12 protein-coding genes and 1 riboswitch are annotated in these 15,972 nt (G+C 46.3%); of the genes, 1 reads left to right on the forward strand and 11 read right to left on the reverse strand.

Going from position 1 to position 15,972, the window contains the following annotated elements:
* Positions 1-129: 129 nt before the first annotated feature.
* Positions 130-3,372, reverse strand: coding sequence for a lamin tail domain-containing protein (locus NM125_RS08135; RefSeq protein ID WP_255134408.1), 3,243 nt, complete (start codon positions 3,370-3,372; stop codon positions 130-132).
* A 21-nt stretch (positions 3,373-3,393) separates the two neighbouring features.
* Positions 3,394-3,497: riboswitch (purine riboswitch) on the reverse strand.
* Between the two features lie 179 nt (positions 3,498-3,676).
* Positions 3,677-4,633: an NADP-dependent oxidoreductase gene (locus tag NM125_RS08140; protein ID WP_255134409.1), complete on the reverse strand. Its 957-nt coding sequence runs from the start codon at positions 4,631-4,633 to the stop codon at positions 3,677-3,679.
* Between the two features lie 159 nt (positions 4,634-4,792).
* Here NM125_RS08140 and NM125_RS08145 point away from each other — a divergent pair, with 159 nt between their 5' ends.
* Complete coding sequence (locus NM125_RS08145) at positions 4,793-6,331, forward strand: aryl-sulfate sulfotransferase (protein ID WP_255134410.1); 1,539 nt, start codon at positions 4,793-4,795, stop codon at positions 6,329-6,331.
* 30 nt (positions 6,332-6,361) lie between these two features.
* Here the strand turns inward: NM125_RS08145 and NM125_RS08150 are convergent, their stop codons facing one another.
* The 9 genes from NM125_RS08150 to NM125_RS08190 all read right to left on the reverse strand — a co-directional run bounded on the left by NM125_RS08150 (position 6,362) and on the right by NM125_RS08190 (position 15,955).
* Positions 6,362-6,901 (reverse strand): 2'-5' RNA ligase family protein, encoded by a 540-nt coding sequence (locus NM125_RS08150; protein ID WP_255134411.1) that lies wholly within the window; start codon positions 6,899-6,901, stop codon positions 6,362-6,364.
* Between the two features lie 87 nt (positions 6,902-6,988).
* Complete coding sequence (argH, locus tag NM125_RS08155) at positions 6,989-8,284, reverse strand: argininosuccinate lyase (protein WP_255134412.1); 1,296 nt, start codon at positions 8,282-8,284, stop codon at positions 6,989-6,991.
* A 127-nt stretch (positions 8,285-8,411) separates the two neighbouring features.
* On the reverse strand, positions 8,412-9,479 hold the full coding sequence (locus NM125_RS08160; protein WP_255134413.1) for a M20 family metallo-hydrolase: 1,068 nt from the start codon (positions 9,477-9,479) through the stop codon (positions 8,412-8,414).
* Between the two features lie 413 nt (positions 9,480-9,892).
* Positions 9,893-10,651 carry an acetylglutamate kinase gene (gene argB, locus NM125_RS08165; protein WP_255134732.1) on the reverse strand — a complete coding sequence of 253 codons (759 nt, stop codon included), beginning with the start codon at positions 10,649-10,651 and terminating at the stop codon, positions 9,893-9,895.
* Positions 10,639-11,598, reverse strand: coding sequence for an N-acetylornithine carbamoyltransferase (locus tag NM125_RS08170; protein ID WP_255134414.1), 960 nt, complete (start codon positions 11,596-11,598; stop codon positions 10,639-10,641). The genes argB and NM125_RS08170 overlap by 13 nt, the downstream gene beginning before the upstream one ends.
* Before the next feature lie 238 nt (positions 11,599-11,836).
* The gene (locus NM125_RS08175; RefSeq protein WP_255134415.1) at positions 11,837-12,964 is read right to left on the reverse strand and encodes an aspartate aminotransferase family protein; all 1,128 of its coding nucleotides are present in this window, start codon (positions 12,962-12,964) and stop codon (positions 11,837-11,839) included.
* Positions 12,964-13,926, reverse strand: coding sequence for an N-acetyl-gamma-glutamyl-phosphate reductase (gene argC / locus NM125_RS08180; RefSeq protein ID WP_255134416.1), 963 nt, complete (start codon positions 13,924-13,926; stop codon positions 12,964-12,966). Before argC ends, NM125_RS08175 begins: the two co-directional genes overlap by 1 nt.
* Positions 13,919-15,115 carry an argininosuccinate synthase gene (gene argG / locus NM125_RS08185; protein ID WP_255134417.1) on the reverse strand — a complete coding sequence of 399 codons (1,197 nt, stop codon included), beginning with the start codon at positions 15,113-15,115 and terminating at the stop codon, positions 13,919-13,921. The genes argC and argG overlap by 8 nt, the downstream gene beginning before the upstream one ends.
* A gap of 192 nt (positions 15,116-15,307) precedes the next feature.
* Positions 15,308-15,955 (reverse strand): GNAT family N-acetyltransferase, encoded by a 648-nt coding sequence (locus NM125_RS08190; protein WP_255134418.1) that lies wholly within the window; start codon positions 15,953-15,955, stop codon positions 15,308-15,310.
* Positions 15,956-15,972 lie beyond the last annotated feature (17 nt).

Raw genomic sequence — 15,972 nt, forward strand, 5'->3', positions numbered from 1 at the left:
ATTATTTCTGAATTTCTCAGAGGTTAAAGCCCGGTGATTTCATCGGGCCTTTTTTATTTATGCATAAAAAACCCCGACTTGTTTTAACCAAATCGGGGTTATAAAGTTGTTCAACAGGTTGAAATGAAGCTATTTAATCAGCATCATTTTTTTGGTGATGACTGTTGAGCGTGTTTGTATAGAATACAGGTAAAGCCCACTCGACATTGCCGAGGCATCAAATACAACCTGATGCGCACCGGCTTCAGTAAATCCATCAACCAAAGTGGCTACCTGCTGCCCCAGCATGTTGAAGACGGTAACTTTCACGCGCTGCGCTTCCGGCAGGGTGTAGGCAATCTGAGTTGTCGGGTTAAACGGATTAGGGAAGTTGCCCAGGGTAACTTGTGCTGGAAGCTCTTCGCCGGGTCCTTCTTCAACTCGGCTTTCTGTATTGTCATTTACAGAAGCGAAAAAGGTTCCATCGGACTGGGTCATGGGTGAACCGAGATCGGAAGAGGTTGTCCAATCGTTATAGGTATCGGTATCTGTTCCCAGGTCACTTCTATAGATACTGTTGCCTTCTCCGGCTGATGGTAACGAGGAACTTCCCCATCCTGAGACTAAGCTATTGGCGCCTCCTTCCCAGGCCACGGCGTCAATTACATTTCCGGAAGCATCTTTAAGAACTAATACATCTCCGCCGTTATTAAGCGGAGGCAGATTCACGAAGTCATCTGCATTTTTATTATACAGTGCTTTGAAATCCTTGCGATCGAGTGCGAGTGTCATAAAAGTATTCCCGCCGATCTTATGTTTGTTCGCAAAAGTAAATGACTGGCCGTTTCCATTATCATCAACCAAAGTCCATCCGTTAAGTTGGATTTCTTGTCCGGTCGTGTTGTAGATCTCTACCCACTCTTCCTTGGATTCATTACCAGGCGTATCATAGAAAATCTCACTGATAAGAATGTCCGGAGTGGAAGAAGCAGGCGGACTGGCCGTTGTAAATGAGTAAGTTTCATCTACAGAGGTATTTCCGGCTTCATCGGTAGAAACTACCTGGTAGAAATAATCGGTTCCGGCTGTAAGCCCGGTCAGGGTTTGGGAGTGTGAAGTCACATAACTTCCGCTACCCGCTGATGACCCATAACTGGTAGTAGTGCCATAATTCACCTGTGAATTTGCAGGCTCGTCCGTTGTCCATGTAATCGAAGCTTCGGTTTCAGTGATATTGGAAGAAGCAACAGAAGAGATAACCGGGGCAGTGGTATCAGTTGCTTCGATGGTGGCCGGATCTCCATTATTGGTAGCAGTAGTCCAGTCGGTTTCATCATCGTTATCCACATCAAAGGAGCTGCGAACCAGGCTTTCTCCGGTAGAAGCGGTGGGCCCGGCTCCCCAGCCGGATGGAACGCCGGATGAAGCACCACCCTCCCATGCCACCTGATCGATGGTGGAGCCGGAAGCATTGTTCAGGAGTAAGGCATCTCCGCCATTATTAAGGGCGGGAATCCCTCCATATTGATAGGCATCATTCGTATAAAGTGCGTTAAATCCCGCTTGGTTTGATGCAACGGTAAAGTAGGAACTGGCTTCAATCACTGTTCCTGAAGGGAAGGTGTAAGATGAACCGGTTCCATTGTTATCTATGATAGTATAACCGGTCAGGTCAATTTGTTGTGAAGTGGGGTTGTACAGTTCAATCCATTCTTCATCAGCATCGGTTCCGGGGGTGTCATAGAATATTTCTGAAAAGAGGACATAATCTACAACAGGAGCCGAAGCTTGTGTTTGGGGGTCGCCATTGTTAACAGCTACCGCCCAATCAGTATATGAATCAGAATCTGATCCAGGAGAACTTCGGTAGATTGATTCCCCGGTTGCAGCAGATGGGTCACTACTGCTTCCCCAGCCTGAAGGAAGTCCTGCAGAAGCACCTCCTTCCCAGGCTACAATATCTACTTCATTGCTCTGCCCATCGGTTAAAATGAGCACATCTCCTCCATTATTCAAAGCAGGGATAGAGCCATACTGGTCGGCATCAAACCCATACAGCGACTGGAATCCGGCTGAATTTGAAGCTACCGTAAAATAAGAACTTGGTGCAATGGTGCTGCCTGAGGGAAAAGTATAGGACGAACCGGTTCCATTGTTATCTGTGACGGTGTAACCACTTAAATCTATCGTAGATGAGGTGCCGTTATAGATCTCGATCCATTCTTCGTCGCTGTCGGTTCCGGGGGTATCATAAAAAATCTCGGAAAAGACGATAGAACCGGCACTGGTGCCTTCTTCAGCCGTTGTAAATGTGAAGTTGCCGGAACTGGAAGAATTACCAGAGCCATCGGTGCTACTAACCTGGTAATTGTAGGTAGTATTTGCAGTGAGCCCTGTTAAAGTGAGGGAATGGGAGGTAGTAAAACTTCCGCTGCTTTGGGTAGAACCATAGGATGTTGTGGCTCCATAGTTGACCTGTGAGGTAGCCAGCTCATCTGTACCCCAGGTGATAGTAGCAGAATTAGCTCCGATATTGGAGCTTTGGACTGAACTTATAACAGGGGGAGTAGTATCGCTGCCACCGGTATTTCCATCCGGAAAGAAAGCTCTGCGAACTAGAGAAGTGTCGAGTATAAATGGGTTTTCGTTACCCTGATACCCGGCAATGGCACTGCTTCTGTTTAGTTCGTTGGCATCCACTTCATCCAAATAATGCCACTGATATAAATCGTTCTTTTGTTGATCAAAGAAGTTTTGATCGGCTTGGGCTTGGTAGATTGCTACAAAATAGAATACGGCCCGGGCGGCATTTCCCTTATGTTGTTCTCGGGGTTCAAAGGTGGTGCTTCCGTAATTCTCGGCATATAAATCAATATTGCTGGACGGGATGGATGATTGTGATTGATCGAGGTAATACCAGGTATCGGTCAGGTTGTCGTCAATTTCACCTAAAGGGTCATTATTCCTGGCACTGTTTACATTCGATTTTGTCGGGAACAGATGGTGAATATCAGATTTCGCCGGTTCATTCCCTGCGCCCATGCTTTGAGGCCACGTGTGCTCGGCATTAACGCCTTTATAAAAAGCATCAGTACTTGGGTCTTCATTAGGATCTAAAGTGATCGTGTATCCTGTATAAACACCGGTGAGGTTCCCATTGTCGTTGTCAATAACTGCATACATGGTATCTCGGGCAGTGTCATATCCCAGCGTTTGGGCAGGGGAGTAGTTTTGCTGCAGGTAATCGATCAAGGCCTGACCTTCCAGTCCGGCACCAATGGTTTGATTCTGAGCAATTGCAGGTTGTATTGAGAAGATGAGAGCAAAAAGGAATGCTGTGAAACAGCCGTACACATTCCTGGGCATTTTATTGCCTTGGGTTAATCCTTCCATAATAGATGATGGGGTTTGATTATGTGTTACCGACTTCAGGGTGGTGACAGCAAATTTACGGTTCGCTGGTGGATGCTCCCTGACCATATTTCAGGGATTACACATAATAGCCGTTTGTCGAGTGTAATAAATATTGATCAGCTTTGCGTTACCTCAGTATTAAAAATCCCGGATTCTAATATTGATACGATCATGGGAGCCTCTTGCACACAACTTATCATCATGTTTTTACTTTATATGCCATTAAAAAACCCCGGCCTGTTCAATCAAGCCGGGGTACAATGAATCTAATAAGGGAACTTATTCAGGGAGTAATCACCAGTTTACCCCTCGTGTGCAGCGACTCAATTTTCTGAAGTGCTTCACTGGCTTCTTCTAAAGAAAAAGTATCGGTGACCGGTACGGAAATTTTACCGCTGTCGGCAAGCACGGTGATATGCTCCAGCTGCTCGGCATTGGGTTCTACAAACACGTATTTAAACTCAATGTCGTCGCTGATCTCAGGATTGCTGTTGGTAATGGAAGCTACTTTTCCGCCCTCTTTCAGCACGCCGGTTTCCATAACCTGGCTGAAGGAATCGCCCCGTGAGCAATGAAAAATCAAATCCACTCCATCGGGCCGGGCTTCTTTCACGGCTTCTCCTACATGATTGTCGTTATAATCTATGGTGATGTCGGCACCGAGTTCCTTCATATATTCATGGTTGGATTCACTCGCTACTCCAATCACTTGTGCACCTACCGATTTTGCCAGCTGGATGGCCAGTGTTCCCACTCCGCCGGAGGCTCCTAATATGAGCAGGGTTTGCCCTTCTTTCAGTTCTCCGAAATCAAAGATAGATTGGTAAGCGGTTAACCCCACTAACGGAATTCCGCCGGAGGCCTCCATGGAAATATTGGTCGGTCGTTCTGCAAGGTAGGACTCCGGCAAGCTTATATACTCAGCATATGTGCCGTGCTGAATTTTCGGTCGGCGGGCATAAGCATACACTTCATCCCCGGTGCTGAAACGGCTTACGGAGTGACCGATTTCTTCCACAACTCCTGCCACATCCCAGCCGGGCACAAGGGGAAATTCACCGGGGATGGCATCTTTCAGCATGCCCCGTACAACAGCGGCATCCACCGGGTTTACACCGGCCGATTTCACCCGTACTAAAACTTCACCTTCACCCGCTTCGGGCTTGGGTAATTCTCCGGTGGTTACATTGGTTAGCTCTCCATACTCCTCTATAAAAGCAGCGTTCATTTGTTCGCTCATAATCTCTTTTTGATGAATGTTCTTCAATTGGACCTCCAAAACGTGAGAGAGGAGAAATGCATTCCTGTTTTAACAGCAGCTTTTGGAGGGCGGATAATACTTGCAAGCCATGCCCCATGCCCTTACTATAAGATAGGTTTAACAGCTAAATACCTTGTCATGAAGCAATGCCTGCCCCTCTTAGTCATAGTCTCTTTGTTCTTTGTTGATTGTTCTAAAAACAGCACCGGACCTGATATACCGGTGTTGTCGGATATACTGCTGGAAGAGAATGTGACGGTAAATCCTTCGGGATATGCTCCTTTAACGGCTATGATAAATATTGAAACCCAGGTATCTGTAACAATCAGGATTGAAGTGATGGGCAAGGACGAGCATTCCGGAATCTATCATGCCATAGAAGGTCATCGGACAATGCATGAAATACCAGTTTTGGGTTTATATGCAAACTCCAAAAATATAGTGAGGCTGACGTTTTATAGTAATAATTGGAAGGAAATTGGCTCAAAAGAATACTCTGTAGAAACGGAAGCACTCTCACCAGATATGCCTCAGGTAGAGATTGATGTTGCAAACCTTTCTCAGATGGCTGAGGGGTGGACATTTGTGAGCTATTTTGGGTTTGAGAAAGGCGGTACGGCAAATCCTCAGCGACCTTTTATTTTTGATGTAAATGGTGATATAAGGTGGTATTTGGATTTCTCAAATCACCCGGTACTGGGATCTTTATTTTATGATGACGGTATGGAGCGGCTTCAAAATGGGAACCTGTATTTTGGAGATGGAAGTTCCGATAAAATTTATGAGATTAATATGTTCGGAGATATTCTTAACAGCTGGGACATGCCCGGGTATGGATTTCACCATGAGGTTACTGAAAAGCCGGATGGTAATTTCATTGCCACGGTTAATAAATTGGGGGCGGATACCATTGAGGATTATTTGATAGAGATAGACCGGGAGAGTAATGAAATTACCACCGTCTGGGACCTGAATGTGTCTCTGCAGTACTCCCGCCGCACCTTCACCAACAACGACGAGGATTGGTTTCATGCCAATGCCGTAGAATATAGCGAAGACGACGACTGTATAATTGTATCAGGGCGTACTCAGGGAGTAGTAAAGCTTACAAGGGAGAATGAGGTGGTGTGGATTATGAGTCCACATCGTGGGTGGGCAACATCGGGGCGTGGTGAAGACCTGAACCAATACCTGTTGCAGCCACTGGATTCAGAAGGGAACCTCATTAAAAGTATAAACGTGATGGACGGTTTCTATAATCATACTGATTTTGAATGGAATTGGTATCAGCATGCCCCTCAGCTTATGCCCAACGGAAATATCATGCTGTTCGACAATGGCGATAATCGAAATTATAGAAACACCGGGCCTTACAGTCGGGCAGTTGAGTACGAAGTTAATGAGTCGGATATGACCATACAGCAGATCTGGCAATATGGCAAAGAACGGGGAGGTGAAACGTACTCACGAATTGTATCAGATGTGGACTATGATCCGGGTTCCGGCCATGTTTTCTTTTCGCCCGGTGCTGTCCATAACTCCAGTACGTACGGTAAGGTAGTAGAAGTTGATTACCTCAGTGGAGATGTTTTATTTGAGGCAACGATTACGCCCCCTGCTCCTCTGTTTATAATCACATTTCACCGAACAGAAAGGATGAAGATTTATGCCAACTAAGAGGTTGCTGCTGAAAACTAACAGTTATCATTAAAGGGAATAGGAGGTTGCGACTTTCCACCGTTGTCCATCATGCTTAAGCAGATAAAGAGCATCGGCCGTAAACGAATTTTCAAAAGTCCGGTTCTCAAACTCCTTCCATGCCTTGTAGAAATTCTTTTTGGTGAGATCTTTGAAGGCTAAGGTGAGATGCGGATGATAGGGACGCTCGTCATAGTTGTAGTTGAAAAGCCCGGTATTTGAGCGGGCCAGCTCTTCCAGTTGTTCCTGCATATCCATGAGGGCAGCCGATTCCTCAACATCAATAAAAATAACGCGGGGCGGAAAGGTTGAAAAGTTGTTGAGACGGATTTCAAACGGTTTAAACGACTGGGTAAATACTTCGAGCAGGGAATCCAGTTTATCTTCGTTTTGATCTTCCAGCCGAAAAGGACTCAGCAGGGTGATATGCGGCGGTGCATTCAGGGAATGCGAGCTGTCGAATTTCTCCTTTACTTCCAGCTTCAGCTCCTGAATTTCATCCTTCAGCGGACCTGGAGGAATGAGTGCTATGAAGTAGAGTTGGTTCATGATGGATGATAGATGTTAGATTTGAGACATAAGACATAAGATATAAGATATAAGATCAGTGGTGAGGTACGTCTTAAATCTTATGTCTTACATCTTAATACTATTAAATCTCTCCTTTAACACATCATTCCCCAAATTCCCGATACTTCCTTCATGGGTGTGATTCAGCTCCGTAGGGGGTTCAAAGCTTCCGTCTTTAATTTGCTGTGCTACTTTTTGATAGGCATCTCTGAATGGCACTCCTTGTTTAACGAGCTCGTTTACCGCTTCCACAGAAAAGATCAGTTTATATTTCGGGTCATCAAGAATGTTATGATTTACCTCCATCTGTCCGGCCGCATATTCGGTGATGAACAAACAGCTCTTCAGTTCTTCGATAGCCGGGAAAAGCTGCTCCTTTAAAATCTGGAAATCACGATGATAGCCGGATGTCAGGTTAGTGGTAGCCATCATAATTTGATTGGGCAGTGCTTTCAGCGCATTGGTTTTGGCGCGGATCAGTTCAAACACATCCGGGTTCTTTTTATGTGGCATGATGCTGGACCCGGTCGTGAGTTTGTCGGGCAGCTTCAGAAACTGAAAATTCTGACTGTTGTACAGGCATACATCGGCAGCAAGTTTGTTGAGGGTTCCCGCCAGTCCGGCCATGGCAAAAGACAGGGTCTGTTCTGTTTTACCACGACCCATTTGCGCATACACGGAGTTCACGTTCAACCCTTCGAAACCAAGCAGTTCGGCCGTCATTGTTCGATCCAGTGGAAAGGATGAGCCGTAACCGGCAGCCGAGCCGAGCGGGTTCCTGTTGATGATATGATAAACGGATTCAAGCAAGGCCAAGTCATCAACCAGGCTTTCGGCATAGGCGCCAAACCACATCCCAAAGCTGGAGGGCATCGCTGCCTGGGTGTGCGTATAACCCGGCAGCAGAACTTCTTTGGTGGCTTCACTTTGCTTAATGAGGGTGTGAAACAACCTTCCGGAAAGCCCGGCAATTTCTTTTATTTGATCACGGAGGTACAGGCGGATATCCACCAACACCTGATCATTTCGGGAACGGCCGGCGTGTACTTTCTTGCCGACATCTCCAAGCGTGCGCGTCAGCATCAATTCAATTTGTGAATGAACATCTTCCACGCCATCCTCGATTTCAAACCGGCCGGCTTCGATCACTTCATCCAAAATCCGGTTCAGTTCTTTCGTCAGTGATTTCAGCTCACCCTTTTCCAGCAGCCCTACCGACTCCAGCATGGCGATGTGAGCGAGGGTTCCCTGCACATCATACCTTGCAAGTTCGAGATCCAGATCCCGGTCTTTCCCCACCGTAAATTTCTCGATGAACGCATCGGTTTGAATTCCTTTTTCCCAAAGTTTCTTGTCAGGCATTTTTCCGTTTTTATAGTTCAGCGTAAATATTAATCAGCGCAAATAAGTTAATATGTAAATATGCAAAAGCATTTTTTTTGTTTAGGACGTCTGGAAGTCGATTTTATCATATAATCCGGTATAGAAACTACCGTATGTTCCACTGGTCTAAAAGGGTTATGTACGTGTTGATTCCATTACTGATTTCTTCCAGCTTAATATATTCATCTGCAGTATGAGATCGGCGGGTATCTCCGGGGCCGATTTTCACACTGTCAAACGCCATGTGAACCTGGTCCGACATTGTCTTTGATCCATAGGTTTTGAGTCCCAATTCTTTTGCCCTTTGAATTACCGGATGATCAGGCTCCACGCCCGAAGCATTCAGATTGGTGGACCGGGGAGTTACTTCGCAATCCAAATGTTCGCGGATCAGCTGCACAACTTCTTCGTTCGTGTAAAATTCATTAGGACGAACATCCACTACAAACCGGCATTCATCAGGCACCACATTATGCTGACTTCCAGCCTCGATCATGGTCACGGTCATGTTTATAGGACCCAATACTTCCGATACTTTTTCAAACTGGTAAGAACGAAACCAATCAATATCTTTCATGGCTTTATACAGCGAATTTTCACCTTCATTTCGCGCAGCATGACCGCTTTGGCCATGACTCACACAATCCAGAACAATTAATCCGCGCTCGGCAATGGCAAGGTTCATAGAGGTCGGTTCACCCACCACGGCGAAATCAATATTTGGCAATTCAGGAAGCACAATGGGAACGCCGTTCTTTCCGGAAGTTTCTTCCTCCGCCGAGGCCAGAAAAATCAAATTATATGGCTGTACTTTTTGGGAGAGAAGAACTAAGGTTGCGAGTAAACTCACCAAAGGCCCGCCGGCATCATTGCTTCCCAACCCGAAGAGCTTGCCGTCTTCCAAGGTGGGAGTAAAAGGATCTTTAGTCCATTTCGAAGTAGCCCTCACCGTATCATGATGCGAGTTCAGCATGACCGTCGGTTTCCGGGGATCAAAATCAGCCGACCAACTCCAGATGTTATTCCCTTTTCGGTGGGGATCAAACCCAAAGTCCGAAAGTACATTGGAAAGTAAATCAGCTGTCTGGTTTTCCTGTCCGCTGTAGGATTGAATGGAAATCAGCTCTTTAAGCAGCTCGATGGCCTCTTCCGTAAGTTCTTGTATGTTGTTCATGTTTCGACCTTTGTTATCATACTGTTTCAAAAGGAGGAGGACGCTTGAATTATAATGTGCTCCTTAAATACACCTGCGATCATCTGCATTATCCTGTTATCCGTGTTCCATCATCAATCTCAATAAAGTTCATGTCATTCTGGTCAAACGGAAAGAAGAAACGGAATCTCCCTGACTAACACCTGAGTTACTCCCAGGAGATCCCGGATGACTTAACTTTTATATATCTGCGAAAATCCGTCAAATTTGTGTCATCCGTGTTCAAACAATTATTGTACTTGTATGGGTTGAAGCTAATTCCAACATTTCGACCTCCTCTGTCTCCTCCTTCAAAAGGAGGAGGACGCTTGAATTGTAATGTGCTCAATAAATAAACCTGCGATCATCTGCATCATCCTGTCATCTGTGTTCAATCATTTAACTAATCTTGTTCCTGATTCCGTCTTGGCCACATCTTCAAAGCTACGAATGCTCACCTTGACTCCTTTCCGAAGTGCTGAAAATCCGAGATCCAGCTTTGGAATCATGCCATCGGTAATAATACCCCCATCTTTCAGGTATCGGTAAAGCAGCAGGTTCATTTTCGTGATCAGTTTTCCATCGTTCATCACACCGGGCTGTTCAAAGCAAAACAAGAGTTCCGTCTCGAAGTCCTTGCTCAGAGCCGTTGCCACCGATGATGCAATGGTGTCCGCATTGGTATTGAGTATATGGCCATTTTGGTCGTGTGTAAGTGGAGCCAGCACGGGGACCACTTCGTTATCCAAAAATTGGGAAAGCCATTCGGTGTGAATGGTTTCCACATCACCGACCCAGCCAAAATCTACCGGTTTGGGATTACGCTTTTTGGCAGGGATGATGTTCAGGTCGGCCCCGGAAAGACCCACCGCTTTTGCTCCCAACGAGTGAAGCTTGGCAACAATATTCTTGTTAACCAGTCCGCCATAAACCATAGTGATTACCTCCAGTGTTTCCGCATCGGTAATTCGCCTTCCGTCAATCATATTCGGTTTGATGCCGAGCCGTTCTCCCATTTTGGTGGCAATGGATCCGCCTCCATGAATCAAGATTTTCGGACCTTTAACAGAAGCAAAATCATTCAGAAAGTGATCCAGCTTTTGATCATCGTCAATTACCTTCCCACCAATCTTAATTACTTTCAGTGACTTGATTTCAGTTCCTCCAGAATGTGTTTCAGAACAACCTGCATGGAGTAAATCCGGTTAGTGGCTTCAGGAATCACCAGGCTGTTATTGCTGTCAATGACAGCATCTTCTACGATTACATTTCTGCGAACGGGCAGACAATGCATAAACCTGGCATTGTTGGTGCGCTTCATCTTTTCGGCCATTACCATCCAGTTTGGATCTTTGGAGAGTACTTGCCCATATTGTGAATAGCTGCTCCAGTTTTTTGCATAAATGAAATCAGCTCCTTCAAAAGCTTTTTGTTGATCGTACTCAACCGTGGCATTACCAACGGCTTCATCCACCAGTTCATAGCCTTTGGGGTGAGTGATTGTCAGATCAAAATCAGCAGCCTGCATCCATCGGGAAAAGGAATTGGCTACGGCCTGGGGCAATGCTTTTAGATGTGGCGCCCACGTTAAAACCACTTTGGGCTTTTCGACGGTTTTATGTTCTTCTATGGTGATGAGGTCGGCCAGCGCCTGCAGCGGATGTCCGGTTCCCGACTCCATATTAATAACCGGAGCCGGGCAGAATTTTTTGAACGATTCCATCACCTGCTCGCTGTAATCTTCTTCGCGGTTTTCAAGCTTGGCAAAAGCACGAATGGCAACGACATCAAAGTAGGAGCCGATTACGGCTGCCGCTTCACGGATGTGTTCGGCTTTATCTGAATCCATTTTGACTCCATCCGCAAACTCCAGCTGCCAACCCTGACTTCCAACATCCAGTACGGCCGTTTGCAGGCCAAGGTTGAAGGCTGCTTTTTGAGAACTTAATCGCGTTCGCAGGCTGGGGTTCAGAAATATCAGGCACATGGATTTATTTCGTCCGAGATCTTTATACACATGCGGGTTCTTTTTTATTTCCAGCGCATCTTTAACCAGTGCCGGAAGGTTTTCTACATCGTTAAGGGACAGGAATGATTTCATTTTTAAAAAATTGACGTTAGTGAGAGATCACTGGTCAGGCCAGAGATGATGGGTGGTCCTATAATAAGTAGGGTACAGGTCATCGCGAGGAATCTCGTTTTATGAGTTAGGTTTATGATGTCTTTCGACACGGCGATCTCCCTGAAAAACCTGCTATCTCTAAACCGGGAGATTGCTTCGTCGATATAATTCTGTAATTGATATTCGGGATTTTCGGCTCCTCGCAATGACTCTTCTTTCATTTCAAAACCTCCTTCAAAGCGGTAATTAACTGGTCGCATTCTTCTTTGCCGATACTAAGCGGTGGCAGCAAACGTAGAACCTTTTTATTGGATGAAGAGCCGGTGAATATGCGATGCGTGTACAACAACTCTTTTCGCCATTCGGCAACCGGCTGATCAAACTCCACACCTATCATCAGCCCAAATCCACGTACGTCTTGAACTTTTAAAAGCTTTGCCAATTCCTGTTTCAGGTAAGTGCCCAGTTGTTCTGCGTTCCTCATCAGGTTCTCCTTCTCCAGCACTTCCAACACAGCAAGGCAAGCGGTACAGGCAAGGTGATTCCCGCCAAAAGTGGTGCCCAGCATCCCGAAAGAAGCTTCAAACTTAGGGTGAATCATCACCCCACCAACCGGAAACCCATTGCCCATGCCTTTCGCCATGGAAATGATATCCGGTTCAACCCCAAAGAGCTGATGGGCGAAAAACTTCCCGGTGCGCCCAAATCCGGATTGGACTTCATCGAGAATGAGAACCGTTCCGGTTTCATTACAAAGGGTACGCAGGTGGTGCAAGAATTCCGGAGACGGACTTTCAATACCTCCAACACCCTGTAAGGGCTCAATAATTACCGAGCTAATGTCTTCTTGTTGCATGGCTTTTTCAACGCCCTCGAAATCATTGAATTCAAAACGCACAACTTCCGCTCCTTCATTTACCGGGAAAACAATATTCGGGTTGTCGGTAACGGCTACTGCCAGTGAGGTTCTTCCGTGAAAAGCTCCTTTGAAAGCCATGATTTTCTTTCTTCCGTTGTGAGCCGAGGCTACTTTCAGCGCATTCTCATTGGCTTCAGCCCCTGTATTGCACAGGAATAAATTCCAGTTTTCATAGCCCGAAAGTTTGCCCAACTTTTGAGCCAGCTCCTGCTGAATGCCAATGGGCACAGAGTTGGAATAGAAGCCAATTTCATTCAGCTGAGCAGTTACCCGATTCACATAGTGCGGGTGTGAATGGCCGATGGAAATCACGGCATGACCGCCATAGAAATCGAGATATTTTTGTCCGGCGGTATCATACACATAGCTGCCTTTTGCTTTTACCGGCTCAACATCAAACAGGGGATATACTTGAAACAGGTTCATCAGAATGCGATGGCTTTGAGGTTAAGTCCGAGCGTCTCATCCAGCCCGAACATCAGGTTCATATTTTGCACAGCCTGTCCGGAGGCCCCCTTCAGTAAATTATCGATCACACCGGAAATCAAAATCTGCCCGTCTTCTTTTTGAACATGAATCAGGGCTTTGTTGGTGCTTACCACACGCTTCACGTCTGGTGAGGAATCCGAAACAGTTACAAATGGATGGCCGGCGTAGTATTCTTTGAAGAGTTTTTTGATCGTATCAGCTGATTCATCCAGCTCCAAATAGCAGGTAGCGAGGATTCCCCGGGTAAAGGCTCCTCGCATCGGGATGAAATGAACCGGTTGTTGAAATCCTTCCTGAATCTGTTCCAGGCTCTGTTTTATTTCTCCCAGGTGCTGGTGTTTCAGTGGTTTGTAGATGGACGCATTGTTATTTCGCCAGCTGAAATGGGTGGTATCGGTAGGGTTTTGTCCGGCGCCCGTGCTCCCTGTGATGGCCGATACATGAACCGGTTTGTTGAGTAAGTTCTTGCTTGCCAGAGGGAGCAGGCACAGCTGAATGCAAGTTGCAAAACAACCGGGGTTAGCAATGTAGCTGGCCGTTTTGATGACATCACGATTCAGCTCAGGCAGCCCGTACATAAAATCATGTTCGCCTTTGATGCGATAGTCTGAACTTAGGTCAATAATTTTGGCGGACTCAGGCAGGATATTTCCTTCAACAATCGCTTTGGATTTTCCATGGCCGGAGCAAAGGAAAACCACATCTGCATGCTGAGATAATTCGGAATCAAATTTCAGATTTGTATCCCCTTCCAGGTCAGGGTGTGCTGTATAGAGAAATTCCCCGCTATGACTTCGGCTCACTACACTCAGTAATTCCACTTCCGGATGGAGAAGTAAAATTCGGATCAGTTCTCCGGCTGTATATCCGGCTCCGCCAATAATGCCTGCTTTAATCATGGTTTTGTATTTTTTGTTGGATGAGCATGGAGTTGGCCAGGATTTTGGTGAACCCTTTTACATCTTCACCACTCCAGGCGTTGTTCATTTCTCCGTACTGCCCGGCCTTGCTGCCCATAAGATCATTTTCAGATTCAATGCCTTCCAGCTCAAATCGCTTGGGCTCCAGTTTTACAAAAACGTTACCGGAAACGGTTTTTTGGGTGTCTTCGAGAAAAGTCTCGATGTTGCGCATCACCGGGTCCAGGTATTGCCCTTCGTGCATCAGCATCCCGTACCATTCCGCCAGCTGGTCTTTCCAGTACAGCTGCCATTTTCCCAGCGTATGCTTTTCCAAAAGCTGGTGCGCCTTGATGATGATTATCGGAGCGGCGGCCTCAAACCCCACGCGTCCTTTAATCCCAATAATGGTATCACCAACGTGAATGTCTCTCCCGATACCGTAAGGTGCAGCGAGTTCGTTCAGTTTTTTAATTACTTCGACCGGGGTTAATCGTTCACCATTAATCGTTACTGGTTCACCTTGTTCAAAACCGAGCTCAACCACTAACGGATCAGGATTCACGAACTCCGTTGGCCAGGCATCTTCGGGTAGTCCCTTGTGGGAGCTCAGCGTTTCGGCTCCTCCCACCGAAGTTCCCCAAAGTCCTTTGTTGATGGAATATTTAGCCTTTGCCCATTCCTGTTCAATACCGTGTGATTTCAGGTATTCCACTTCTTCTTCACGGCTCAGTTTCTGATCGCGGATGGGAGTGATGATCTCGAGATCGGGAGCCATAACCTGGAAAACGAGGTCGAATCGAACCTGATCATTCCCGGCGCCTGTGCTGCCGTGAGCGATGGCATCGGCCCCGATTTCTTTGGCATATTCAGCGAGAGCCACCGCCTGGAAAACGCGTTCTGCACTCACCGAAAGCGGATAGGTATGATTCTTCAGCACATTACCGAAAATGAGGTACCTGATGCCTTTTTGATAGAATTCATCTTCCACGTTCAGCATCACATGATTTTTGATGCCCAGGTTGTCGGCCTTTTCAGCCAGGGCTTGTTCTTCTGATTCATCAAAACCACCGGTGTTTATGGCAGCAGTATGAACTTCATAGCCCTGATCTTTCGCCAGCCAAATAGCACAATAGCTGGTGTCGAGTCCGCCACTGAAGGCAAGTAAAACTTTTTTCTTTTTATTCATGATTGAACCGTATTTGAGTTAACAATGTCATCGCGAGGAGTACAGATGTCGAAATGATTTCACCATAGCCTTTCGACGTGGCGATCTCCAAGCCATACCTGGAATCTTGTTTCCGGAAGATTTCCGCATCGTTATACTTCTTTATTGTGTAATCAAAGTCCGGGCTTCTCATAATGATAGCTTTGGATGAGTTCATATAAAAAACTTCAAAGGGTTAATGATTTTTTTAAGGAAAGATGCGGTCTTTAACCTCACCCAGCGATGAAATTTCTGAATATTCTGAGCTCGTTCTTCTTTTGGTTTGTCATTAGGGTGTTCGGGATCAAACATCATCCCCGTGCACAGGCAATTCTTGCGCTCATTGCGAGTCAGGATGTCGTAGTTCGGGCAGCTTTGGCATCCGCTCCAGAAGGTCTCATCCTGGGTCAGCTCCGAGAACGTAACCGGCTTGTAGCCCAGGTCGGAGTTGATCTTCATTACCGGCAGGCTGGTGGTTATTCCGAATAATTTTGATTCCGGGTATTTCTTTCCGGAAAGCTCAAATGCTTTAGCCTTTATCTTTTTGGCGATTCCCTGTCCGCGGTAGTCCGGGTTTACAATCAGCCCGGAATTGGCCACATACTTTTTGTTCTCCCAGATTTCGATGTAGCAAAAGCCGACCAGAGTTTCCCCGTCCAGGGCTATCACCGAGTTTCCATTTCTGATTTTCATGGTAATGTACTCGGGTTTACGCTTGGCAATACCAGTGCCGCGCTGACGGGCAGCCACTTCGATCATGGCACAAATATCACCGGCATAAGCAGTATGAGGGTCTGAAGCGATATGAATCTTTACGGACATGTTGGTAAATAAATAAA

Origin of the sequence: Gracilimonas sediminicola (genome assembly GCF_024320785.1) — a bacterium.
In the GTDB taxonomy this organism is placed as follows: Bacteria; Bacteroidota; Rhodothermia; order Balneolales; family Balneolaceae; genus Gracilimonas; species Gracilimonas sediminicola.

Bases quoted from the DNA above. Each gene is read 5' to 3' on its own strand.
- NM125_RS08135 (WP_255134408.1), bottom strand. From the start codon at position 3,372: ATGGAAGGATTAACCCAAGGCAATAAAATGCCCAGGAATGTGTACGGC.
- NM125_RS08140 (WP_255134409.1), bottom strand. From the start codon at position 4,633: ATGAGCGAACAAATGAACGCTGCTTTTATAGAGGAGTATGGAGAGCTA.
- NM125_RS08145 (WP_255134410.1), top strand. From the start codon at position 4,793: ATGAAGCAATGCCTGCCCCTCTTAGTCATAGTCTCTTTGTTCTTTGTT.
- NM125_RS08150 (WP_255134411.1), bottom strand. From the start codon at position 6,901: ATGAACCAACTCTACTTCATAGCACTCATTCCTCCAGGTCCGCTGAAG.
- argH (WP_255134412.1), bottom strand. From the start codon at position 8,284: ATGCCTGACAAGAAACTTTGGGAAAAAGGAATTCAAACCGATGCGTTC.
- NM125_RS08160 (WP_255134413.1), bottom strand. From the start codon at position 9,479: ATGAACAACATACAAGAACTTACGGAAGAGGCCATCGAGCTGCTTAAA.
- NM125_RS08170 (WP_255134414.1), bottom strand. From the start codon at position 11,598: ATGAAATCATTCCTGTCCCTTAACGATGTAGAAAACCTTCCGGCACTG.
- NM125_RS08175 (WP_255134415.1), bottom strand. From the start codon at position 12,964: ATGAACCTGTTTCAAGTATATCCCCTGTTTGATGTTGAGCCGGTAAAA.
- argC (WP_255134416.1), bottom strand. From the start codon at position 13,926: ATGATTAAAGCAGGCATTATTGGCGGAGCCGGATATACAGCCGGAGAA.
- argG (WP_255134417.1), bottom strand. From the start codon at position 15,115: ATGAATAAAAAGAAAAAAGTTTTACTTGCCTTCAGTGGCGGACTCGAC.
- NM125_RS08190 (WP_255134418.1), bottom strand. From the start codon at position 15,955: ATGTCCGTAAAGATTCATATCGCTTCAGACCCTCATACTGCTTATGCC.